Here is a 21,532-nt window from a genome sequence, read left to right on the forward strand (position 1 = left end):
GTTCTACTGCTCCTCAGGGGTGCTGACGGGGTCGCCGGAGGCGGTGAGGGTGGTGATCAGGTGGCGCCGCCAGTGGGCGTCGTCGCGCTCGGGGAAGTCCTCGCGCCAGTGGCAGCCGCGGGTCTCCTCGCGCTGCGCGGCGGCCGCGACCAGCGCGGTGGAGACCAGCAGCAGGTTGGCGGCCTCCCAGGTCTCCACCCGCGGGTCGGCGGGCTTCTCCTCGGCGACGTGCGCGTGGGCCTGCTCGGCGAGCAGGGCCAGCCCGGCGGCGGCGCCGGCCATCGAGGCGGCCGAGCGCAGCACGCCGGCGCCGCGCGACATCAGCCGCTGGATCTCGGCGCGCGACTCGGGGGCGGGCAGCGGCACCGGCCGTGCGGCGCGGGCGGCGGCGACGTCCACGGCGCGCTCGGGCAGCGCGCCGTGGCGGTGCCGGTCGGCGAGGTCGGCGGCGATCCCCTCGGCGAAGACCAGGCCCTCCAGCAGCGAGTTGGAGGCCAGCCGGTTGGCGCCGTGCACCCCGGTGCAGGCGACCTCGCCGCAGGCGTACAGGCCGGGGACGCTGGTGCGGCCGTGCCGGTCGGTGCGGATGCCGCCGGAGGCGTAGTGCGCGGCCGGGGCGACCGGGATCGGCTCGGTGACCGGGTCGATGCCGTGCGCGCGGCAGGAGGCGAGGATGGTCGGGAAGCGCTGCTCCCACATCTCGGCGCCGAAGTGCCGCCCGTCCAGGTACATGTGCTCGGCGCCCTGCTCCTGCATGCGCCGGGTGATCGCCTTGGCGACGATGTCGCGCGGGGCCAGTTCGGCCAGCTCGTGCTGCCCGAGCATGAAGCGGGTGCCGTGCGCGTCCACCAGGTGGGCGCCCTCGCCGCGGACCGCCTCGGAGACCAGCGGCTGCTGGCCCTCGGCCTCCGGGCCGAGCCAGAGCACGGTCGGGTGGAACTGGACGAACTCCAGGTCGGTGACGGCGGCGCCGGCCCGCAGGGCGAGCGCCACGCCGTCGCCGGTGGAGACCGCCGGGTTGGTGGTGGCGGAGAAGACCTGGCCCATGCCGCCGGTGGCGAGCACCACCGCGCGGGCCCGGACGGCGCCGACGCCGTCGCGCTGGCCCTCGCCCATCACGTGCAGGGTGAGGCCGGCGGCGTGCCCGTCGGCGTCGGTGAGCAGGTCGAGGACGAGGGCGTGCTCGATCAGCTCGACGCCGGGGTCGCTGCGGACGGCTTCCACCAGGGCTCGCGATATCTCGGCGCCGGTGGCGTCCCCGCCGGCGTGCGCGATCCGGCGGCGGTGGTGGCCGCCCTCGCGGGTGAGCAGGATCTCGCCGTCGGTGCCGCGGTCGAAGGCGGCGCCGACGGCGATCAGCCGGCGGACGGCGTCCGGGCCCTCGGTGACCAGGGTGCGCACGGCCTCCTCGTCGCAGATCCCGGCGCCGGCCACCAGGGTGTCGTCCAGGTGCTGCGCGGGGGTGTCGCCCTCGCCCAGGGCGGCCGCGATGCCGCCCTGGGCCCAGCGGGTGGAGCCGTCGTCCAGCATCGCCTTGGTGACCACCATGGTCCGCAGACCGGCCTTGCGGGCGTTGAGGGCGACGGTGAGGCCGGCCACCCCGGAGCCGACCACGACCACGTCGGTGGTGGCGGTCCAGCCGGGGGCCGGGGCGGTGAGGCGGTGCGTGGCGGACATGGCGTCAGTGGCTCCTTCAGCGCGCGGCGGTCGGGGCCGCGCCGTTGCCGTCACCGTACGCCTCGTCGCCGCGGAGCAGTCCGGTGCCCTCCGGGGCCTCGGCGGGGTCGTCGCCCAGGCCGGTGATCCGGTTCCGCTCGTCCACGAAGACGATGCTCGGTGCGTAGCCCTTGGCCTCGGCCGTGTCCATCTGCCCGTAGGCGATGAGTATGACCAGGTCGCCGGGGTGGACCAGGCGGGCGGCGGCGCCGTTGATGCCGATCACGCCGGAGCCGCGCGGGCCGGCGATGGTGTAGGTCTCCAGCCGGGCGCCGTTGTTGATGTCGACGATGTGGACCAGCTCGCCGGGGAGCAGGTCGGCGGCGTCGAGCAGGTCCTCGTCCACCGTGACGGAGCCGACGTAGTGCAGGTCGGCCTGGGTCACGGTGGCCCGGTGGATCTTGGACTTGAGCATGGTGCGGAGCATTGCGGGTCACGCCTCCTGTGAGTGCATGCCTAAAGGGGAGCTCTTACCGAACGGTTCCGTGCCGGGTGGCCGGCTGCCCAGGTCCTGTCCGGCCGGACAGGACCTAGCGGCAGATGACGTGGACGTTGTCGATCAGGCGGGTGGAACCCACCGTCGCGGCGACGGCCAGCACCGCCGCGCCCTGGAAGTCGTCCGCCGCTTCGCTGAAGTCGTGCGGGTCGACCAGGGCGAGGTAGTCGAGGGTGATGCCTTCGGCCGCGTCCAGGACCGCCGAGGCGGCCTCGCGGACGGCCTTCGGGCCCTGGGCGGCGGCGTCCCGGCCGGCGAACAGCGCCTTGGAGAGGGCGAGGGCCTGCTCGCGCTCGTCGGCGGAGAGGTAGCGGTTGCGCGAGGAGCGCGCCAGCCCGTCCTCCTCGCGGGCGGTCGGCACCCCGACCACCTCGACGTCGAAGTCCAGGTCGGCGACCATCCGCTGGATGATCGCGAGCTGCTGCGCGTCCTTCTCGCCGAAGAACGCGAAGTCCGGGTCGGTGATGTGCAGCAGCTTGGCGACGACGGTCAGCACGCCGTCGAAGTGGCCGGGGCGGGTGGCGCCCTCGAAGCGCTCGCCCATCGGGCCGGCCGACAGGCGCACCTGCGGGCGGCCGTTCGGGTACACCTCGTCGACGGAGGGCGCGAACACCACGTCGGCGCCGTTCTCCTCGGCCAGCTTCACGTCCTCGTCCAGGCTGCGCGGGTAGCGCTCCAGGTCCTCGGCCGGGCCGAACTGCAGCGGGTTGACGAAGACCGTCACCGCGACCCGGCCCTCCTGGCCGACCTGCTTGCGGGCGGCCCGGATCAGCGCGGCGTGGCCCTCGTGCAGCGCGCCCATGGTCATCACGACTGCGTTGTCGACCGGGCGCTCGTCCGGCCAGAACGCGGCCTCGAAGTCGTCCACGGTGCGAGTGACGACGGCCCGGTGGACCTTCGGCGCCCGCTGGGTCCTGACCGGCTGCTTTCCGCGTGCCATTAGCGATTCTCCTCGTTCAGTACGTCCAGCAGCGCCGCCGCCGACGCTTCGTCGATCGTCCCGTTGGCGAGCGCCCGCTGCGCGGTGGCGCGGGCCATCGCGCGGTAGGCCGCCGGGATGTCCGGGGACACCGTACTGAGCTGCGCCAGGTGGCGCCGCACGGTGCCCGCGTCGCCCCGGGCGACCGGGCCGGTGAGGGCCGCGTCGCCGGAGCGCAGGCTGTTGTCCAGGGCGGCGCCGAGCAGCGGGCCGAGCAGCCGGCCGGGCTCGGCGACGCCGGCCGTGCGCAGCAGGTCCATCGCCTGCGCGACCAGGGTGACCAGGTGGTTCGCGCCGTGCGCGAGGGCCGTGTGGTAGAGCGGGCGGACCTGCTCCGGCACCCACTCCGGCTCGCCGCCCATCTCCACCACCAGCGCCTCGGCGACCGGCCGCAGCTCCTCGGGGGCGGTCACCCCGAACGGGCAGCCGGCCAGCCGGTCCAGGTCGACGGAGGTGCCGGTGAAGGTCATCGCCGGGTGCAGCGCCAGCGGCAGCGCCCCGGCCCGGGTGGCGGGCTCCAGGATGCCGACGCCGTGCGCGCCGGAGGTGTGCACCAGCAGCTGCCCGGGGCGGACGGCGCCGGTCGCGGCGAGGCCGGCCACCAGGTCGGCCAGCGTGTCGTCCGGCACGGTGAGCAGCACCAGGTCGGCGGCGGCCAGCACCTGCGGCGGGGTGACGATCCGCACCCCCGGCAGCAGTGCCTCGGCGCGGCGGCGGGAGGTGGCGGACACCCCGGAGGCGGCGACCACGGTGTGCCCGGCGAGCTGCAGGGCGGCGCCCAGTGCCGGGCCGACCCGGCCGGTGCCGACCACGCCGACGGCCAGCCGGGCCGGGCGGTTGCCGGGGTCGGCCGGGTCGTCGGGGTAGCTCGGGTGGCTCGGGTCGTTCAGGTGGCTCGGATCGCCGAAGCCGTCGGCGAGCGGGGCGAACCCGCCGTCGGCGGCGTGGTCGGCACTGTCGGACGTGTTCACGGCCCGGCCCTCGTCCTTAGCTCCTCGTTCCGGTCCTCTTCGGGTACCGGACGTACCGGCCCATTCTACGGGCGCTCAGCCGGTCCTCCACGGGGTGCTCCACGGGGTCCTCCACGGGACGCCCGGGGGTGCCCTGGGCCGCTCAGTCCGTCGCCCCGGCCCGGATCAGCCCGGCCTCGTAGGCGAGCACCACGGCCTGGACCCGGTCGCGCAGGCCGAGCTTGGCCAGGATCCGGCCGACGTGGGTCTTCACGGTGGCCTCGGAGAGCACCAGCCGGGCCGCGATCTCGCCGTTCGACAGCCCCTGGGCGACCAGCAGGAACACCTCCCGCTCCCGCTCGGTCAGCGGCCCGAGGGCGTCCGAGCCGGGCGCGCTCTGCGGGGTCGGCAGCACCTCGGCGAAGCGGTCGATCATGCGGCGGGTGGTGGTCGGCGCGACCACCGCGTCCCCGCCGTGCACCGCGCGGATCGCGGCCACCAGCTCGGTCGGCGGGACGTCCTTGAGCAGGAAGCCGCTGGCGCCGGCCTTGAGCGCGGCGAAGGCGTACTCGTCCAGGTCGAAGGTGGTCAGGATGAGCACGTGCGGGGCGTTGGGTACGGGGCTGCCGTCCTCGGCCAGGCAGATCCGGCGGGTGGTCTGCACCCCGTCCAGGCGCGGCATCCGCACGTCCATCAGGATCACGTCCACCTGGGTGTGCCGCAGCTCCTCCAGGGCCCGGGCGCCGTCGCCGGCCTCGGCGACGATCTCGATGTCGCCCTGCGACTGCAGGATCATCCGGAAGCCGGTGCGCAGCAGTTCCTGGTCGTCGACGAGCATCACGCGGATGGTCAAGGTGGCTCCTTCGGGGGGGCGTCGGGGGGACCGGGGGGTTAGTGGGCCGCCTTGAGCGGCAGGATGGCGCGGATCCGGAAGCCGCCGCCGGGGCGGGGGCCCACGTCGAGGCTGCCGCTGACCATGCCGACCCGCTCGCGCATGCCGATCAGGCCGTGGCCGAGGCCGTCCGCGCCGCCGACGGCCAGTTGCTCGTCGGTGCTGCCGCGGCCGTCGTCCTCGACCAGGACGGCCAGCTCGCGCTCGCCGAAGTCGACCGCGACCCGGGCGTGCACGTCGGGGCCGCCGTGCTTGCGGACGTTGGTCAGCGCCTCCTGGACGATCCGGTAGACCGTCAGCTCGACGCCGCGCGGCAGTTCGCGCGGATGCCCGGAGGTCGCGTAGTCCACCTGCAGCCCGGCCGTGCGGACCTGCTCCAGCAGCTCCGGCAGCTCCTCGACGCCCGGCTGCGGCACGTACTCCTCGGCGGTGTCGGCGGTGCGTAGCACGCCCAGCAGGCGGCGCATCTCGACCAGCGCCTGCCGGCCGGTGGACGCGATCGTGCCGAGCGCCTCCTTCGCCTGCTGCGGCGAGTTGTCGAGCACGTACGCGGCGCCGTCGGCCTGGACGATCATCACCGAGACGTTGTGCGCGACCACGTCGTGCAGCTCGCGGGCGATCCGGGCGCGCTCGGCGGCCACCGCCACCTTGGACTGGGCGTCCCGCTCGCGCTCCAGCCGGGCGGCGCGGTCCTCCAGCTCGGTCAGGTAGGCGCGGCGCACCCTGGTCAGTCGGCCCCATGCCCAGCACAGGATGAACGGGGTGCTCATCAGCAGCGTGATCAGCGCCGCCTCGCCGAAGGAGTACGGGCGGGTGTGGTAGTCCCCGGCGCCGTTGGCGACCGTCTTCAGCGGGTGGAGCTGCCAGAACACCAGGGGCCCGGCGGCCAGCCCGGCGACCAGTGCCAGCCGGGACGTCCACTTCTGGCCGAAGGCGGCGCCGGTGTACGCGAACACCAGGTAGGCGAGGGAGGAGGCGGCCGGGAGGACGTCGGCGGCCACCTGGCCGAGGCCGAGGCCGGTGGCGGCCGCCACGGTGACGTCGGGGAAGCGTCGGCGGAAGACCATCAGCGCGGGCAGCAGCACCGCGATCAGGATCTGTGCGTCGAAGCGCCAGCCGTCGCTGAAACTGTCGTTCGGCAGCAGGCCGACGAAGAGCACCATCGCAGCCCAGGCGGCGTCGACCACCACGGGGTGACGGCGGAGCCAGGCGTTGAGTCGATGCACGTCTCCAGCCTAGGCAGTCACCTGGCGTGTTCAGGTCCGCCGGTAGGGCGATCCGTCCTACTCCGTAGGTCGGAGACGCACCGTACCGGTGGGGAGGGCGCGCCCGGCTGCGGGTAGCGTCCCGCGCTATGACTTGGATGCGGTGGGCGCCTGCCATGGAGCAGGCCCTGTACGACCCGGACGGCGGCTTCTACCGCAGGTCGGAGGGCCCGGCCGGGCACTTCCGTACCTCGGTGCACGCCTCGCCGCGGTTCGCCCGCGCGGTGGCCCGGCTGCTGCTGGAGGTTGACGCCGCCCTAGGCCGTCCGGAGGAGCTGGCCCTCGTCGACGTCGGGGCCGGGCGCGGTGAACTGCTCACCGGGGTGCTGGCCGAACTGCCCGGCGAGGTGCTGGCGCGGCTGCGCCCGTACGGCGTGGAGATCGCGCGGCGCCCGGCGGACCTGCCGTCCACAGCCCTGTGGACGGACGAGGTGCCGCGCGGCGTCACCGGGCTGCTGTTCGCCAACGAATGGCTGGACAACGTGCCGCTGGACGTCGGCGAGGTCGACGACGGCGGGGTGCTGCGCTACCGGGAGGTGGACACCGCGACCGGCGGGGAGCGGCTCGGCGGGCCCGCCTCGGCGGCCGACGCGGCCTGGGCCGAGCGCTGGTGGCCGGTCGGGCACCCCGGGGACTCCGTGGAGTTCGGCGGCACCCGGGACGCCGCCTGGGCGCGGGCCGTCGCCGGGCTGGAGCGCGGCCTGGCCGTCGCCGTCGACTACGGGCACACCGCCGACCGGCGCCCGCTGTTCGGCACCCTGACCGGCTTCCGGGGCGGCCGCGAGGTGGCGCCGGTGCCGGACGGCTCCTGCGACGTCACCGCGCACGTCGCCCTGGACTCCGTCGCCGCACCCGGTCTCCACAGCCTGTGGACAACCCAGCGGGACGCCCTGCGCGCCCTCGGCGTGAGCGGCGCCCGGCCGCCGCTCGCGCTCGCCTCCAGCGACCCGGTCGGCTACCTGCGGGCGCTCGGCGGGGCCGGCGAGGGCGCCGAACTGACCGACCCGGCCGGGCTCGGCGCGTTCGGCTGGCTCGCCCAGGCCGTCCGCATGCCGGTACCGGAGGCCCTGGCCGCCCTGCCGGGGTGGCAGACTCTGACCCCATGAGGGAGACCACGGTCGGCATCGGGGCGGGAGCCGAGAACTTCACCGGCGAGGCGGGCACCACCGACATGGTGCTCAACATCGGCCCGCAGCACCCCGCCACGCACGGCGTGCTGCGGCTGCGGCTGGTGCTCGACGGCGAGCGGATCATCACCGCCGAGCCGGTGATCGGCTACATGCACCGGGGCGCGGAGAAACTGTTCGAGGCCCGCGACTACCGGCAGATCATCATGCTGGCCAACCGGCACGACTGGCTCTCCGCCTTCGGCAACGAGCTCGGTGTCGTCCTCGGCGTCGAGCGGATGCTCGGCATGGAGGTCCCCGAGCGGGCGGTGTGGATCCGCACCCTGCTCGCCGAACTCAACCGGGTGCTCAACCACCTGATGTTCCTCGGCTCCTACCCGCTGGAACTCGGCGGCATCACCCCGATCTTCCACGCCTTCACCGGCCGCGAGGACCTCCAGCACGTCCTGGAGGAGGCCTCCGGCGGGCGCATGCACTACATGTTCAACCGGGTCGGCGGCCTCAAGGAGGACCTCCCGGCCGGCTGGCTCGGCCGCGTCCGCACCGCCGTCGCCACCGTCCGCTCCCAGCTGCCGGTCTTCGAGGACCTCGTCCTCGGCAACGAGATCTTCCGCGCCCGCACCGCCGGCGTCGGCATCCTCACCCGGGCCCAGGCCCAGGCGTACGGCGTCAGCGGCCCGATCGCCCGCGCCAGCGGCCTCGACCTCGACCTGCGCCGCGACGAGCCCTACCTCGCGTACGACTCCGACGAGCTGCGGCAGGTGCTCACCGTGGTCACCCGCGAGGAGGGCGACTGCCTGGCCCGGTTCGAGTGCCTGCTGGAGCAGACCCTCAACTCGCTGGACCTCGCCGTCGCCTGCCTCGACAAGATCGCCACCCTGCCGCCCGGCCCGGTCAACCAGCGGCTGCCCAAGGTGCTCAAGGCCCCCGAGGGCAGCACCTACTCCTGGACCGAGAACCCGCTCGGCATCAACGGCTACTACCTGGTCTCGCGCGGCGACAAGACGCCGTGGCGGCTCAAGCTGCGCTCGGCGTCCTTCAACAACGTCCAGGCGCTGACCGAGCTGCTGCCCGGGACGCTGGTCGCGGACATGGTGGCGATCCTCGGGTCGATGTTCTTCGTCGTCGGGGACATCGACAAGTAGGGCCCGGCCCTTCGCGGGCCGGGCCTGCGCAGGTCCCGTGCTTTTCGGGCCCGGTGCTTCCCGGGCTCAGCCCTTCTTCGGCCGCTTGGCCGGGTCGGCCGGGTGCGGGGCCACCTTGCGGTCGCCCTTGGTGGCGATCCGCTCCGCGCACAGGCCGGCCAGCACGTCGTACGCCGCCTTGCCCATCAGCTCGGTCAGCTCGGGGCGGTAGCTGACGTACACCGGGTCCGGCCCCTGGTGCGCCGCCGGGCTGCCGGTGCACCACCAGTGCAGGTCGTGGCCGCCCGGGCCCCAGCCGCGGCGGTCGTACTCGCCGATCGAGACCTGGAGGTAGCGGGTGTCGTCCGGCCGGTCGATCCAGTCGTAGGTGCGGCGGACCGGCAGCTGCCAGCAGACGTCCGGCTTCGTCTCCAGCGGCTCCCGGCCCTCCTTGAGCGCCAGCGCGTGCAGCGCGCAGCCGGCGCCGCCCGCGAAGCCGGGGCTGTTCACGAAGATGCACGCCCCGCCGACCCGGCGGGTCTGGCGGTCGCCGTCCTCGTCGAGCATGGTGATGCCGCCGTCGGACGTGATCCGGCCCGCGGCGTCGGTGCCGTGCGCGAAGTTCTCCCACAGCTCGGGCGTCAGCCGCGCCGCGTGGCCGAGGACGCGCTTCTCGTCGTCCTCGTCCGAGTAGTGCGCGCCCAGCGTGCAGCAGCCGTCCGACTCGCCGCGGCCCTCGCGGATGCCGTGGCAGCCCTGGCCGAAGACGCAACCCCAGCGGGAGGTCAGCCAGGTGAGGTCACAGCGGAACACCTGCTCCTCGTCGTCGGGGTCGGCGAACTCGACCCAGGCGCGCGGGAAGTCGAGCGGGACCTCGTCACGGGGGATCCCGCCGAGCGGGCTCTCGCCGCGCAGGGTCGGCATCGCCAGGTCGACGGGGGCGGGGGAGGCCTTGGACTTCTTCTTGGACGTTTCTGCTGGTGCCACCCGGCAAGGGTAGAGCCTTCGGGCCGGCCGGCCGGGACCCGTCCGGGTGATCCGGCGTGCGCCGTGGCGTCGGCGAGGGCCGGCCGACCGCAGGCTGGAGGGAACCGGGCGCCACTGTCGGGTTGTCAGATCAGTTTGATGATCTCGCGTTGACCCGTATTGGATGCCCTGGAACACCCCGGATCACCACTGGAGCACCGAGCCGTGACCGCCTCGCCCCGCGCCGCCCACACGGCCGTCCTCGCCGCCCTCGCGGTCCTGGCCGCCGGGTGCGCCTCCGCGCCCGCGCTGCGGGCCCGGACGGCCGCCGCCGCTCCGCTGTGCGACGCCCCGGTGGTGATCGGTCACCGGGGCGCCCCGCGCAACGCCCCCGAGAACACCATGGCCTCCTTCGAAACCGCCCTCGACCAGGGCGCCGACTGGCTGGAGACCGACGTCCAGACCACCAGGGACGGCGTCCCGGTGCTGATGCACGACCCCACGGTGGACCGCACCACCAACGGCAAGGGCGCCGTCGCCGACCTCACCGCCGCCCAGATCGCCGCCCTGGGAGTGACCGTCGGCCCCGGCCCCACCGAGCCCGTCCCCACCCTCCAGGAACTGCTCAAGCGCCTCTCCGACAGCAACGCCACCCTGCTGATGGAGATCAAGTGGCAGCGCGCCGAGGACGTCACCCGGATCGCCCGGATCGCCGCCGCCAGCGGTGCCAGGGTCGTCCTCTACTCGTTCTCGGCGGAGCACCTGCGCCAGGCCCACGCCGCCGCGCCCGCCCTGCCGGTCGTGCTGATCCAGGGCTCCGCGATCGCCGAGGACCCGGGCGACCTGCCGCTGCGCGGCATCGCCCTGGACGCGGCGCTGGCCAGCGCCTCCCGGATCGCCGCCGAGCGCAAGGCGGGCCGCGAGGTGTACGTCTGGACGCTCGACGACGAGGAGTCCTGGCAGCTGATGTCGGCCCGGGACGCGGACGGCCTGATCACGGACACCCCGGGCCGGGCCCGCCGCTGGGTGGACACCAACTGCCGCCCCGAGCGCCGGGCCGGACCGCGCGGCCACTGAGGGCGTCCGGTCGCCGGAGGCGGGGTACGGGCGGGACCAGTGTGAAGACGGTCGAGACCGGTTTCGTCCGGGGCCGGATCGCGTAGCGTGGAGAGTTATGCGACTCGGTGTACTCGACGTAGGTTCCAACACCGTCCACTTCCTCGTGGTGGACGCCCATCCGGGTGCCGCCCCGCTGCCCGCGTACTCGCACAAGGCCGAGCTGCGGCTGGCCGAACTGCTCGACGACGACGGCGCGATAAGCGAGGCAGGCGTCGAGCGGCTGGTCGGCCACATCGCCTCGTCGCTGCGGGTCGCGGAGGACAAGGGCGTCGTCGACATCCTGCCGTTCGCCACCTCCGCCGTCCGGGAGGCCGCCAACGGCGAGGAGGTGCTGCGCCGGGTCGCCACCGAGACCGGGGTGGAGCTGCGGGTGCTGTCCGGGCAGGACGAGGCCCGGCTCACCTTCCTGGCCGTCCGGCGCTGGTTCGGCTGGTCCTCGGGCCGACTGCTCAACCTGGACATCGGCGGCGGCTCGCTGGAGATCGCCTGCGGTCAGGACGAGCAGCCCGACGTCGCCTGCTCGCTGCCGCTGGGCGCCGGCCGGCTCACCGCCCGCTGGCTGCCCGGCGACATCGCCGACCCGGAGGGGCTGCGCGGGCTGAGACGCCACATCCGGGCCGAGATGGCCACCGTCGTGGGCGAGGTCGCCCGGCTCGGCGCGCCGCAGCACGCCGTCGCCACCTCCAAGACCTTCAAGCAGCTGGCCCGGATGACCGGCGCCGCCCCCGCCGACGCCGGCCCGTACGCCGACCGCCGGCTCACCCGCAGCGGGCTGTCCGCCTGGCTGCCGCGACTGTCCTCGATGACCGTCGAGGAACGGGCGCGGATCCCCGGCGTCTCCGAGGGCCGCGCCAAGCAGCTGCTGGCCGGGGCACTGGTCGCGGACGCCGCGATGGACCTGTTCGGCCTCGACGAGCTGGACGTCTGCCCGTGGGCGCTGCGCGAGGGCATCATCCTGCGCCGCCTGGACGCCATGGACGGCGCCGCCGACCGCCGCCGCCCGGCCCTCACCCCGTAGGGCCCGCGCGGCAGGGCTCCATACCGTGGGCCCCATGGCCCGTCCGGCGGCTCCCGCCGGGGCCGGCCGGGGATCCGGTCCCGTTCGGAGCGCGGTCCGCTTACGCTGTCTCCCGTGGCGCAACCAGCGGGTGAGGACGGGACGCGGGAGGGCCGCGCTCCCGGGGACGGGCAGCCGCGGCCGGACGGCCCGCGCCGCAAACTCGGCAAGGCCGTCAAGGGTGCCACCGGGGCGCAGGCCGCGAAGGCCGTCGAGGCGGCCCGGCGCACCGGGCGCAAGAGCGCCGCGCGCAAGGCCGCCGAGCAGCCGTCCGCGCCCAAGGCGAAGACGCCCGCGGGGGACACGTCCGAGGCGAAGACGACCGCCGGGACGAAGCCTGCCGGGACGAAGCCCGAAGCGCGGAAGCCCGAAGCGAGGAAGCCCGCCGGGGCGAAGCCCGAAGCGCGGAAGCCCGGGACGCGGAAGGCCGCCGCGACGGCCGCCCCCCGGGAGACCCGTACCGCCCGGGCCGCCGGCGCCGCCAAGGCCGCCGTCCAGTCGGTGCGCTCGGTCAAGGCCGCCCGGCGCGACGCCGCCCGCCCGCCGCTGCTGCGCACCACCGACCGGCTGGTGCTGCCCTCGCACCCGGCCCTGCACATCCCCGACACCAAGGTGGTCCTGTCCACCGCGTCGGTGTACCCGGCGGGCACCGCCGTCGCCTTCGAGCTGGCCGCCAAGCTCGGCTACGACGGGGTCGAGGTGATGGTCTGGAACGACCCGGTCAGCCAGGACATCGACGCCCTGCGCCGCCTCTCCGACGCCCACCAGCTGCCGATCCTGGCCGTGCACGCGCCCTGCCTGCTGATCACCCAGCGGGTGTGGACCACCGACCCGTGGACCAAGCTGGTCCGGGCCCGGGCGGCGGCCGAGAAGCTCGGCGCGAGCGCCGTCGTGGTCCACCCGCCGTTCCGCTGGCAGCGCCAGTACGCCCGGGACTTCGTGACGGGCATCAACCGGATGGCGGGCGAGACCGACGTCCGCTTCGCGGTGGAGAACATGTACCCGTGGCGCTACCGCGACCGCGAGGTGCTGGCCTACGCGCCGGGCTGGGACGTCACCGACGAGGAGTACCGGCACTTCACCATCGACCTCTCGCACGTCGCCACCTCCCGGATCGACGCGTTCGCCATGGTCGAGCGGATGGGCGACCGGCTCGCCCACATCCACCTCGCCGACGGCAGCGGCTCCGGCAAGGACGAACACCTGATCCCGGGCCGCGGCAAGCAGCCCTGTGCCGAACTGCTGGAGCACCTGGCCCGTACCGGTTTCGACGGCCACGTGGTGCTGGAGGTCAACACCCGCCGCTCCGCGTCCCCCGCCGAACGCGAGGCCGACCTGGCCGAGGCGCTCGCCTTCACCCGCTTGCACCTGGCCACCCCCTCGCGCGTACGCTGAGGAGCCGCGCCCGGCTGGGTGCGAACTTCCTTGGGTAGGGGGAGAGATGACGGATCGACAGGGCTTCCGGGAGATCGCCGAGAGCTTCGGCGGGGTCGCCGCCGAGTACGACCGGGGCCGCCCCGGCTACCCGGACGGGCTGTTCGAGGCGCTGGAGCGGTTGTCCGGCCGCAGCCTCAAGGGCGCCCGGGTGCTGGACATCGGCGCCGGCACCGGCATCGCCACCCGGCTGCTGGCCGCGCGCGGCGCCGACGTCGTCGCGGTGGAGCCCAACGCGGGCATGGCCGCCCAGTTCCTGGCCTCCTCGCCGGGCCTGCCGCTGGTCAGGGCCGGCGGTGACGAACTGCCGTTCCACGACGACTCCGCGGACCTGATCAGCTACGCCCAGTCCTTCCACTGGACCCGCACCGAACGGGCCATCCCCGAGGCGATCCGGGTGCTGCGGCCCGGCGGCGCCCTCGCCGTCTGGTGGAACGTGCACGACGAGACCGTGCCCTGGGTCCGGGCCCGGGTGGAGCGGCTGAGCGCCGCGCTGCCCAACTACCACGGCTACGGCCGGGTCGCCGAGTTCACCGCCCTCCTCGCCCCGGCCGGGCTGACGGTCGAACGCGCGGTGCTGCGCTGGGAGCGGCGGGCCACCGTCGACCACGTGCTCGACGACCTGGTCTCCCGCTCGTTCATGGCCGCGCTGTCCCCCGCCGAGCGCGAACCGGTGCTGGCCGTCGAGCGGCAGGCGATGATCGCCGAGTTCCCCGACGGCTGGGTGGTCGAGCCCTACGTCCTGGAGCTGGCGGTGGGGATCACCCCGGCCTGACCTGCACCTTGCCCGACCCGCGCCCGGACGGCCCGCCCGCGTGCCCGCATCGCGGACGGACCGTCCGCCGCCTGGACGGCGGGCGTAGGCTCGGTAGCCACAGCGGCCCCCGCATCCTCCTACCGGCGGGGCGCCGGCGAGAGCCCCGAAGGAGTGGAGCACAGTGCCCGAGCTGAGGTCCCGTACGGTCACCCACGGTCGCAACATGGCAGGCGCCCGGGCGCTTCTCCGGGCCGCCGGCGTAGCCCGCGAGGACTTCGGCAAGCCGATCATCGCGGTCGCCAACTCCTTCACCGAGTTCGTCCCGGGCCACACCCACCTCCAGCCGGTCGGCCGGATCGTCTCCGAGGCGATCAAGCAGGCGGGCGGCATCCCGCGCGAGTTCAACACCATCGCCGTGGACGACGGCATCGCGATGGGCCACAGCGGCATGCTCTACTCGCTGCCCTCGCGCGACCTGATCGCCGACTCGGTCGAGTACATGGTCAACGCGCACTGCGCCGACGCGCTGATCTGCATCTCCAACTGCGACAAGATCACCCCGGGCATGCTGATGGCCGCGCTGCGCCTGAACATCCCGACCGTCTTCGTCTCCGGCGGCCCGATGGAGGCCGGCAAGGCCACCCTCGTCGACGGCACCGTGCGCAGGCTCGACCTGATCGACGCGATCTCCCAGGCGGCCAACGAGAACGTCTCCGACGAGGACATCGCGATCATCGAGGAGAACGCCTGCCCCACCTGCGGCTCGTGCTCCGGCATGTTCACCGCCAACTCGATGAACTGCCTCACCGAGGCCATCGGCCTCTCGCTGCCCGGCAACGGCTCCGTCCTCGCCACCCACACCGCCCGCAAGGCCCTGTACGAGCGGGCCGGGCGGGCGGTCGTCGAGATCGCGGACCGCCACTACGGCCAGGACGACGCCTCGGTGCTGCCCCGCGCGATCGCCACCCGCGCCGCCTTCGAGAACGCCATGGCCCTGGACATCGCCATGGGCGGCTCGACCAACACCATCCTGCACCTGCTCGCCGCCGCCCAGGAGGCCGAGCTGGACTTCGACCTGCGGGCCATCGACGCCGTCTCCCGCCGGGTGCCCTGCCTGTCCAAGGTCGCGCCCAACGGCTCGTACTACATGGAGGACGTGCACCGGGCCGGCGGCGTCCCCGCCATCCTCGGCGAGCTGTACCGCGGCGGAATGCTCAACGAGGACGTCCACACCGTCCACTCCGACTCGCTCGCCGAGTGGCTCAAGACCTGGGACGTGCGCGGCGGTTCGCCCTCCGCCGAGGCCGTCGAACTGTGGCACGCCGCCCCCGGCTGCGTCCGCTCCGCCGAGGCCTTCTCGCAGTCCGAGCGCTGGGAGTCGCTGGACACCGACGCCGCCAAGGGCTGCATCCGCAGCGTCGAGCACGCCTACTCGCTCGAGGGCGGCCTCGCCGTCCTGCACGGCAACCTCGCCGAGGACGGCTGCATCGTGAAGACCGCCGGCGTCGACGAGTCGATCTGGACCTTCAGCGGCCCGGCCGTGGTCGTCGAGTCCCAGGACGACGCCGTCGAGGCGATCCTCGCCAAGCGGGTCAAGGAGGGCGACGTCGTCGTCATCCGCTACGAGGGCCCCAAGGGCGGCCCGGGCATGCAGGAGATGCTCTACCCGACGTCCTTCCTCAAGGGCCGCGGCCTCGGCAAGGCCTGCGCGCTGGTCACCGACGGCCGCTTCTCCGGCGGCACCTCCGGCCTGTCCATCGGCCACGCCTCCCCGGAGGCCGCCTCCGGCGGCACCATCGCCCTGGTCGAGGACGGCGACACCATCGCCATCGACATCCCCGGCCGGAGCATCTCCCTGGAGGTGCCCGACGAGGTCCTGGCCGAGCGCCGCCGCGCCCTGGAGGCCGCGGGCGGCTACCGCCCGAAGAACCGCGACCGCCAGGTCAGCCAGGCCCTGCGCGCCTACGCCGCGATGGCCACCTCCGCCGACAAGGGCGCCGTCCGCGACGTCACCAAGCTCGGCTGAGCCCCGCGGCACCGCAGCACCGCAGGAGCCGTCCCGCAGGCCGGGGCGGCTCCTCGCGCGTTGGGTGATAATCGACCCCGTGAGCGAGCAGCCCCCCACCCCCGCACCCAAGCCCGCCGGCGCCCCCGAGCCGGAGCCGATCCGCTGGTTCGGCACCAGCTGGGTGAACCGGGACAACGGCTACTGGCTGCGCCGCGTCGCCGTGTCGGTCGGTGCGCTGGTCACGACCGCCGTCGCCGTCCTGCTGCTGCGCTTCGGCGTCGAGGGCGTCGCCCTCTCCGACGGCGGCGGCTTCCTGAACGGGCTGCTGACGGCCGCGATCGCGGTCTGCTCGATGATGTGCGTCATGCGCACCTGGAAGGTCCTCACCGAGGGCAAGGACCAGCTGAGCGGCTGGATGGCCGAGGACAAGTCGCTCGGCGCGGTCTGGCTCATCGGCGGCGCCGGCAGCCTGGCCGCCTACTTCGCCCGCAGCCTGGTCGAGGCCCCCGGCGAGGCGGTCAGGCGCTCCTCGTACGAGCGGGCCGTCGCCCAGTACGAAAAGCGCCAGGCGGGCCGCAGCGGCCGGCCCGGCACCAAGGCGCCGGGCCGGGGCAAGCGCCGGGGCTGAGCCTCAGAGGCGGCTGGCCGCGCCGCACTCGTCGCGGGTCGACAGGTCCTTGCGGCGGTCGTACGGGTCGGTCGTGGGGCCGGTCGGACGGCTGCCCGGGGCGTCCGGCGACTGCGCCGCGAACTGGTCGAACTCCGGGTGGTAGTAGCCGTCATAGACGTCGCAGGACGAGTTGGCGGACTCCGACCCGCCGCCCTCGCCGAACACGAGCTTCTTCGGGTTGACCCGGTAGCGGGCCGGGTCGTAGAAGCGGAAGTTCTCGACCCGGCGCACGATCGTGCGCGTGGTCCAGGTGTCCCCGGCCACGTCGGCCGCCGGCACCAGCAGACCCACCGGCACCAGCAGACCCACCGGCTTGGCCGTGCCGTCCTTCGGCGTGGCCGGCTTCGTCGGCGGCTGCCCGCCCGTCGGCGGCTGGGGTGACGCGGCGCGCTTGGCGGCGTCCGGGCCGGGGCGCATCGCGTACACGTAGCTGAAGTCGGCGTGGACGAGGAGGCCCTTGTCCCCGTCGCCCTCGAAGGTGATCCGGCCCTGCACCTTGACCGTGTCGCCCACCTGGACGGCCTCGCGCTGGTCGAAGCGGCTGAACCAGGTGGTCGGGTCGGTGTCCTTGGCGGGGTTGGCCAGCGCGTTGATCGCGCGGTCCCGGTCCTCCCGGTCCAGCAGCGCCAGGGCGGCTTCCGGCCGGCCGCCCGCGATCACCTGCGGGTCCAGGTTGGCGGCGGTCAGGTAGTCCTTGACCAACTGCAGCTGGGCGCCGACCTGTTCGGCGGAGAACACGCCGGTGGCCCGGGCGTCGGGCAGGACGAAGGCCTCCGCGCCGTTCGGCCAGCCCTCGGCGACGGAACCGGCCCACGGGTGGTCCACGGTCGGCTGCTGCTCGTCGACCTTCGGCGGCGCGGCGGTCGGCTGGGCCGTCTCCGGGGCGACGGTGGGCACGGGGGTGTGGGCGTTCGAGGAGCCCCCGCCGTAGTGGTCGGAGTACCAGCTGCGCAGCCCGTCGAGGTTCAGGGCCGCGAGCAGCACCGCGATGGTCAGCACGACGTACAGCGGCGCGCGCCAGTCCAGCCGGCGGCGGCGCGGGCGCGGGTTGCCCCACGGGTCGGTCACCGGGGGCTTCGGCGTGCGGCCGAACCGGCGGCCGGCCTTGGCCGGGCCGTCGTTGACCGAGCGGCGGCCGCCCGGGTCGACCGGCGGGGTGTGCTTCCATCGGGCGGCCAGCATCCGGGTGCGCCCGGACTGCTCGGTGACGGCGGCCCCCTTGACGAACTCCTCGTCCAGGACGAGGTCGGCGAACGGGTCCTTCTCACCCGCTCCGGACGGGTCGGACCCGCCCGGCTCACGGCCCTCGGCGGGGCGCGGTTGTGGATCTTCGGCTATCGGCATCGCGCCAGTATGCCGACGGGGTGTGACGATTCGTCGATCGGGGGCACACCTTGTGGTGAACTCGTGCGCGGGCGCGGCGATCCGTCCCGGTCTGTTCCGTTCTATTCCGTTCCGTTCCGGCCGGGTCCGGTCGAGTCCGGGCCGCCCTGCGGGGGCGTCAGTCCTTGGTGCGGGCCTGCTTCACCGACCCCACGATCCCGGCGACGGCCAGCAGGATGCCGGCCGGCAGCAGCGCCAGGAAGAACGCGCCGAACAGGCCCGCGTCCCCGAGCAGCAGCTGCGCCAGCATGTCCAGCACCAGCAGTCCGCCGGCCGCCGGGAGGGCCGACTGCCACGGGTGGTCGTTCGCCCAGCGGCGCAGCCGCCGTTCGGAGGTGTCGCGGCGCAGCTGCCCGCCGACGGTGCCGACCAGGAAGAAGAAGAACAGGGCCCAGCCGGCCGGCCCGGCCAGCATGCCCAGTGACCAGTGCCCGGAGATCGCGTCGATCCCCAGGGCGGTCGCACCCACCACCGCACCGACCCCCGCGGCCGTCCGCCACGGTCCCACGGTCGCCGAGGCGACGGCGAGTTGCCGGTTCTCACGTCGGGACATTTCGTCGTGTGCCATGACTCCACGGTGCTCCCGCGCGGCGCCGGAGGCCATAGGGGAAACCCCCGAGATTCTCCCTAGGGACGAGGTCGGGCAACTCGTCGCCGACCACGGGCTGGACGGTCCCGGCGGGTGCCCCCGCGCGGTGCGAGGATGGCCGCAGTACCGAGGTAAGGAGCGGCCATGGGCGCCAGCGCAGCACACGGACAGAAGATCGCCTTCCTGGGCACGGGCAAGATCGGCGAGGCCCTGCTCTCCGGCCTGCTGCGGGCCGGCAAGGACCCGGCGGACGTCCTGGTGACCGCCCGCCGCCCCGAGCGCGCCGCCGAACTCGCCGCCCGCTACGGCGTGGTGGCCGCCTCCAACGCCGAGGCCGCCAAGCTCGCCGACACCCTGATCCTCGCCGTCAAGCCGCAGGACATGGGCACCCTGCTGGAGGAGCTGGCCCCGCACGTCGGCGCGGACCGGCTGGTGATCTCGGCCGCGGCCGGCATCCCCACCGCCTGGTTCGAGGAGCGGCTGGCGGCCGGCACCCCGGTGGTCCGGGTGATGCCCAACACGCCGGTCCTGGTGGATGAGGGGATGAGCGTCATCTCCGGCGGCTCGCACGCCACCGAGGAGCACCTGGAGCGGGCCGAGGAGATCTTCAGCTCGGTCGGCAAGGCGCTGCGGCTGCCCGAGGCCCAGCAGGACGCGGCCACCGCGCTCTCCGGCTCCGGCCCGGCCTACTTCTACTTCCTGGTCGAGGCGATGACCGACGCCGGCATCCTGCTCGGCCTGCCCCGGCAGGTGGCGCACGACCTGATCGTGCAGTCCGCGATCGGCGCCTCGGTGATGCTGCGCGACTCCGGCGAGCACCCGGTGAAGCTGCGCGAGGCCGTCACCTCCCCGGCCGGCACCACGATCGCGGCCATCCGCGAGCTGGAGAACCACGGGGTGCGGGCCGCGCTGCTGGGCGCCCTGGAGGCGGCCCGGGACCGCTCCCGGGAGCTCGCCTCCGGGGGCAAGTAGCCGACTGGGTAGGCTCGACGGCATGGCCTACGACCTGGTGATCTTCGACAACGACGGTGTCCTGGTGGACAGCGAGCCGCTCTCCAACCGGGTGCTGGCCGCGTACCTGACCGAACTCGGCTACCCGACCACGGTCGAGGACTCCTACCGGGACTTCATGGGCTGCGCCGCCCACCGCATCCACGACGTGATCGCCGAGCGGCACGACGGCGCGACGTTGCCGGAGGGCTTCGACGAGCTGTTCCACGGCCGGGTCTTCGACGCGTTCGGCACCGAGCTGACGGCCGTCCGGGGTGCGGAGCAGCTGCTGAAGGAACTGCGGCAGCGCTCCGTCCCCTACTGCCTGGCCTCCTCGGCGCACCACGTGTGGATCCGCACCGCGCTGGACGTCACCGGCCTGCGCGGGTACGTCGCCGAGGAGCGGATCTTCAGCGCCCAGGACGTCGGCGTGGGCAAGCCCGCGCCGGACCTCTTCCTGCACGCCGCCCGTACCCTCGGCGTCGACCCGGCCCGCTGCCTGGTCGTCGAGGACAGCACCAACGGCGTGCTGGCGGCCCGGGCCGCGGGCATGGACGTGTACGGCTACACCGCGCTCACCGACCCGGCGAAGCTGACCGCCGCCGGGGCCACCGGGCTGATCGCCGACCTCTCCGAGGCCACCGCCCTGCTCTGACCCGCCCTGTCCCGACCCGCCCTGTTCCGCCCGGCTCTCCGCCCGGCCTTGTGCCCGACGGCGGAAAGTCCTTGCGCGACCCCTCCCGCAATCGCGGTCCACCGCCTACGCTCTCGCCAACATCGTCGTACTGGCCAGTAGCGAGGTCCGTCATGAGTGCCGCGTCACCCGCGATCCCGCCCGGCCTGCGCGCCGGGCGGGCCGCGCTCGCCGTCAGCTTCCTGCTCCAGGGCACCACCTTCGCGCTGCTGGTCACCTGCATCCCGGAGATCCAGCACCGGTACGGGCTGAGCGACGCGCTGCTGCCGCTGTTCCTGGCCGCGGTGCCGATCCTCGCCGGGGTCGGCTCGATCACCTCCGAGCAGCTGGTGAAGCGCACCGGCGCGCGGGCCGTGCTGCGGGTCGTCCAGCCGCTGGTCTGCCTCAGCCTCGCGGGCGCCGGCCTCGGCGACACGCTCTGGCAACTCGCCGTCGCGCTCGGGGTGTTCGGCCTGCTGGTGGGCGCGCTCGACGCGAGTATGAACATGCTGGGGGTGGGCCTGCAGCACCGCTACGGCCGCTCGATCATGATCGGCTTCCACGCCGCGTTCAGCCTCGGCGGCATCCTCGGGGCGGCCCTCGCCGGCCTCGGCTCGCACTACGACCTCGGCCTGCCAGTGCTGTTCGGCACGGCCGCGGCGGTGATCGTCCCGCTGGCCCTGCTGACCGGCACCCGATTCGCCGGACCGGCCGAACTCGGGGACGCCGTACGGGAGGCCGCCGAGGCCGCCGCGCGGTCCATCCCCTGGCGGCCGCTGCTGCCGCTGTGCCTGGCGATGGCGTTCGCGTACATCGCCGACGCCTCGGTCTCCAACTACAGCGTCAAGTACCTCACCGACGGCCTGGGCAGCGCCGCGGACGTCGCCAAGCTGTCCTACCTCGGCTACATGGTCGCGATGCTGCTGGGCCGCGCGCTGGGCGACCGCGCCGTGCAGCGCTGGGGCGCCGTCCCGGTGGTCCGGGCCGGTGCCGGGCTGGCCGCGCTCGGCTTCGCGCTGGCCGCCGCCGCGCCCACCGCCTGGGTGGGGATCGCCGGTTTCACCGTGCTCGGCTTCGGCATCTGCGCGATCATCCCGCAGGTGTTCGCGGCCGGGGGCCGGCTGTTCCCGGCCGACTCGGACGCCGCGGTGGCCCGGCTGAACCTCTTCAACTACGTGGGTTTCCTGATCGGTTCGCCGCTGGTCGGGACGATCGCCGACGCGAGTTCGTACCGCTGGGCGCTGCTCGCCCCGATGCTGCTGGTGCTCGCCGTCCTGCCGCTGGCCGAGCGCTTCGCCCCGGCGCCGGCGCTCGCCCCCGCCAGGGTGTGACGGGGG

The 21,532-nt window shown here is 74.2% G+C and carries 20 protein-coding genes; 11 read left to right on the top strand and 9 right to left on the bottom strand.

The genetic code is table 11. The features are described 5' to 3' along the window. Positions 1–3: 3 nt before the first annotated feature. The 6 genes from A6F73_RS18500 to A6F73_RS18525 all read right to left on the bottom strand — a co-directional run bounded on the left by A6F73_RS18500 (position 4) and on the right by A6F73_RS18525 (position 6,259). The gene (locus A6F73_RS18500; RefSeq protein ID WP_063348831.1) at positions 4–1,677 is read right to left on the bottom strand and encodes an L-aspartate oxidase; all 1,674 of its coding nucleotides are present in this window, start codon (positions 1,675–1,677) and stop codon (positions 4–6) included. Between the two features lie 16 nt (positions 1,678–1,693). Then, positions 1,694–2,143, bottom strand: coding sequence for an aspartate 1-decarboxylase (gene panD / locus A6F73_RS18505; protein ID WP_063348832.1), 450 nt, complete (start codon positions 2,141–2,143; stop codon positions 1,694–1,696). Between the two features lie 103 nt (positions 2,144–2,246). Further along, on the bottom strand, positions 2,247–3,152 hold the full coding sequence (gene panC, locus A6F73_RS18510) for a pantoate--beta-alanine ligase (RefSeq protein WP_079135800.1): 906 nt from the start codon (positions 3,150–3,152) through the stop codon (positions 2,247–2,249). After that, a complete protein-coding gene (locus A6F73_RS18515) occupies positions 3,152–4,081 on the bottom strand; it encodes a DUF2520 domain-containing protein (RefSeq protein WP_063351303.1) in 930 nt (309 codons plus the stop codon). The genes panC and A6F73_RS18515 overlap by 1 nt, the downstream gene beginning before the upstream one ends. A 223-nt stretch (positions 4,082–4,304) precedes the next feature. After that, entirely contained in the window at positions 4,305–4,994 is a 690-nt protein-coding gene (locus A6F73_RS18520) for a response regulator transcription factor (RefSeq protein WP_063348833.1), read from the bottom strand. A gap of 38 nt (positions 4,995–5,032) precedes the next feature. After that, entirely contained in the window at positions 5,033–6,259 is a 1,227-nt protein-coding gene (locus A6F73_RS18525) for a sensor histidine kinase (protein ID WP_063348834.1), read from the bottom strand. A gap of 155 nt (positions 6,260–6,414) precedes the next feature. On the opposite strand from A6F73_RS18525, the gene A6F73_RS18530 reads away from it, so the two are divergent. Next, the gene (locus A6F73_RS18530; protein WP_347878543.1) at positions 6,415–7,404 is read left to right on the top strand and encodes an SAM-dependent methyltransferase; all 990 of its coding nucleotides are present in this window, start codon (positions 6,415–6,417) and stop codon (positions 7,402–7,404) included. Then, entirely contained in the window at positions 7,401–8,570 is a 1,170-nt protein-coding gene (locus A6F73_RS18535) for a hypothetical protein (protein WP_063348836.1), read from the top strand. Before A6F73_RS18530 ends, A6F73_RS18535 begins: the two co-directional genes overlap by 4 nt. A gap of 66 nt (positions 8,571–8,636) precedes the next feature. Here the strand turns inward: A6F73_RS18535 and A6F73_RS18540 are convergent, their stop codons facing one another. Then, entirely contained in the window at positions 8,637–9,473 is an 837-nt protein-coding gene (locus A6F73_RS18540; protein ID WP_063348837.1) for a hypothetical protein, read from the bottom strand. A gap of 267 nt (positions 9,474–9,740) precedes the next feature. Here A6F73_RS18540 and A6F73_RS18545 point away from each other — a divergent pair, with 267 nt between their 5' ends. The 6 genes from A6F73_RS18545 to A6F73_RS18570 all read left to right on the top strand — a co-directional run bounded on the left by A6F73_RS18545 (position 9,741) and on the right by A6F73_RS18570 (position 16,518). Continuing rightward, positions 9,741–10,592, top strand: coding sequence for a glycerophosphodiester phosphodiesterase (locus tag A6F73_RS18545; protein WP_063348838.1), 852 nt, complete (start codon positions 9,741–9,743; stop codon positions 10,590–10,592). Between the two features lie 97 nt (positions 10,593–10,689). Next, positions 10,690–11,652, top strand: a complete 963-nt coding sequence (locus tag A6F73_RS18550) for a Ppx/GppA phosphatase family protein (RefSeq protein WP_063348839.1) — start codon at positions 10,690–10,692, stop codon at positions 11,650–11,652. A 606-nt stretch (positions 11,653–12,258) separates the two neighbouring features. After that, complete coding sequence (locus A6F73_RS18555) at positions 12,259–13,086, top strand: sugar phosphate isomerase/epimerase (protein WP_079136295.1); 828 nt, start codon at positions 12,259–12,261, stop codon at positions 13,084–13,086. Positions 13,087–13,132: 46 nt separating this feature from the next. Next, positions 13,133–13,900, top strand: coding sequence for a class I SAM-dependent methyltransferase (locus A6F73_RS18560; RefSeq protein ID WP_063348840.1), 768 nt, complete (start codon positions 13,133–13,135; stop codon positions 13,898–13,900). A gap of 163 nt (positions 13,901–14,063) precedes the next feature. Beyond that, the gene (ilvD, locus tag A6F73_RS18565; RefSeq protein WP_063348841.1) at positions 14,064–15,908 is read left to right on the top strand and encodes a dihydroxy-acid dehydratase; all 1,845 of its coding nucleotides are present in this window, start codon (positions 14,064–14,066) and stop codon (positions 15,906–15,908) included. A 79-nt stretch (positions 15,909–15,987) separates the two neighbouring features. Next, positions 15,988–16,518, top strand: coding sequence for a hypothetical protein (locus A6F73_RS18570; protein WP_063348842.1), 531 nt, complete (start codon positions 15,988–15,990; stop codon positions 16,516–16,518). 3 nt (positions 16,519–16,521) lie between these two features. Here the strand turns inward: A6F73_RS18570 and A6F73_RS18575 are convergent, their stop codons facing one another. Next, entirely contained in the window at positions 16,522–17,904 is a 1,383-nt protein-coding gene (locus A6F73_RS18575) for a hypothetical protein (RefSeq protein WP_063348843.1), read from the bottom strand. A gap of 157 nt (positions 17,905–18,061) precedes the next feature. Beyond that, positions 18,062–18,511: a hypothetical protein gene (locus A6F73_RS18580; RefSeq protein WP_159398487.1), complete on the bottom strand. Its 450-nt coding sequence runs from the start codon at positions 18,509–18,511 to the stop codon at positions 18,062–18,064. 165 nt (positions 18,512–18,676) lie between these two features. Between A6F73_RS18580 and proC the strand changes: the two genes are divergently transcribed. From proC to A6F73_RS18595, 3 genes are all read left to right on the top strand, one after another. Further along, positions 18,677–19,504: a pyrroline-5-carboxylate reductase gene (gene proC / locus A6F73_RS18585; RefSeq protein ID WP_063348845.1), complete on the top strand. Its 828-nt coding sequence runs from the start codon at positions 18,677–18,679 to the stop codon at positions 19,502–19,504. Between the two features lie 22 nt (positions 19,505–19,526). After that, complete coding sequence (locus A6F73_RS18590) at positions 19,527–20,177, top strand: HAD family hydrolase (protein ID WP_063348846.1); 651 nt, start codon at positions 19,527–19,529, stop codon at positions 20,175–20,177. Between the two features lie 152 nt (positions 20,178–20,329). Beyond that, positions 20,330–21,526 carry an MFS transporter gene (locus tag A6F73_RS18595; protein WP_063348847.1) on the top strand — a complete coding sequence of 399 codons (1,197 nt, stop codon included), beginning with the start codon at positions 20,330–20,332 and terminating at the stop codon, positions 21,524–21,526. Positions 21,527–21,532: the final 6 nt, after the last annotated feature.

The organism is Streptomyces sp. MJM8645, assembly GCF_001625365.1.
GTDB lineage: Bacteria > Actinomycetota > Actinomycetes > Streptomycetales > Streptomycetaceae > Kitasatospora.